This is a genomic window from Chamaesiphon sp. OTE_20_metabat_361 (assembly GCF_031364565.1).
The window spans coordinates 1-1,777 of record NZ_JANLWO010000239.1 but is presented as its reverse complement, the minus strand read 5'-3'; the positions used below and the strand labels follow the sequence as shown (position 1 = coordinate 1,777).

1 protein-coding gene is annotated in these 1,777 nt (G+C 49.1%); it reads right to left on the bottom strand.

All coding sequences use genetic code 11. The features are described 5' to 3' along the window. Window positions 1-1,694, bottom strand: a 1,694-nt coding sequence (locus RMO35_RS07060; protein WP_309739633.1) for a transketolase C-terminal domain-containing protein, incomplete at its 3' end; no start/stop codon positions are given. Window positions 1,695-1,777 lie beyond the last annotated feature (83 nt).

Below are 1,777 nucleotides of genomic sequence, written 5' to 3'. Positions count from 1 at the left end.
GACTTACCAATTTTCGACATCATTTCTTCGTCGATTGAGTTCAATGTTGGCTTATTAATCAGACCCACATCAATACCTTCTTGTTTGAGACGTTCGACTGCATCTAACGATCGGTATAAAGCTTCACCAAAACTGACGATATAGCCTTGAGTACCTTCACGAATTACTTCATCTTTACCGGAGACAAATTTGTAATCACCGCCGAAGAAATCCTTACCGTTGGTATCTAAAATAGCGGGTACTTTAGAACGAGTTGAGAACACAAAGCGTAAACCTGGATTGTAGAAAATTGTTTCCAAACAGGCTTTCATTTGATGGGGGTCGGCGGGGAAGTAGAGATTGGTAGCAAAACCATCGCTCAAACCATTGTCGGCGAACATGTTGTTCAAACCGAAGTGGCAAGTGTTGTCCGCCATGTCGTCGATCCCAGAGTGGGAGAAGTGGCTGAGGACGTTGGAATTGTTCAACCGCGCCATTGTGATTTCGGAAATACACATTTCCAGGAATGCGCTGAAGGTGCCGAAAATCCCTTGTTTGCCTGCTTCCATGCCGAACCCAGCAGCGGCGGAGAAGTTACCGCGCTCCATGATGCCGGAGGAGATGAAGATGTCAGGATAGGCATCGTGAATCTTTTTCAGACCGCAGGAGCCTTCGAGATCGCTATCGATGACCTTTACTTTTTCGAGCCGCTCGGTTTCACTCATCCGTCCGAGGATGGCGACAGCAGCATCGCCGAAGACGTTGCGGTTGGCATCCCATTTATCGCTCGAACCCATGAATGTATATTCATTCTTGGGTGCTTTGATGCCTTTGAGGTGGTCGGCGGCGGCTTGTTGACTGTGGGATTCGAGATATTCGATCGCAAGTTTGACCGAAATTACGTCGTGCCCGTGGGTTTGACCTTCTAAACCGACGATGCCAGGGCACATCGGGCGATGGTTAATTACCGCGATCGGCCCAGCAGTATTGACAGCTTGACAAATTCGTGCATACAAGTCATCGATATCTTCGCCATTCCCTTCGAGGATCTGCAAACCGTGACCGACTAAGGTTTTGGCAACGGTGGTACCGACGAGATACTTGGATGGATGACCCGCGATCGTCACGTCGTTATCATCGATAATCAGTTTGACATTGAGATTCTGGGCGACAGCTAACCGTGCGGCTTCAGCGTCGTTACCTTCTTGCTGCGAACCATCGGAACCCAAGCAGAAAGCAATTTTATTCGGGTTTGCCATCGCTACACCGTTGACGTATGGCCACATGTGACCCAATCGACCGGAACTGAATTTCACACCAGGCGTAAAGCCTAATTCTGGGTGTCCGGGGAGGTGAGAATGGGCGGCACGGTATTCCATTAACCGTTCGGCTGGTAAGTCACCATTAAGGGTAGACATCAAGTATTGAGTAGCAACGCGGTGTCCGGCTTCATCAAAGAAAATGGGCACGTATTTTTCAGCCGCACCACGAAATAGCGCATCCAGAATCATTACTTCGGGCACGGTATCGAATGGCCCGCCTGTATGTCCGCCGACACCTCGCGCTGCACCTGTGGCGGTGAAAAACACGATCGCGTCACGACACAGTTGGATATTATCTTTGAGGCTGGTTTTTTGTTCGTTAGTCAGTGTGGGATTGCTAACATCTAGGCTGATGCGTTTGTAGGCGTTGAGATCGATCGGAAATGTTGTCATAAATTTAGGGTGTAGTAAATTATTGTATTCAGACAAGCCAGAACTGACTTCGGCGTAGTCCTCTACCCCCCCAACCCCCCCTT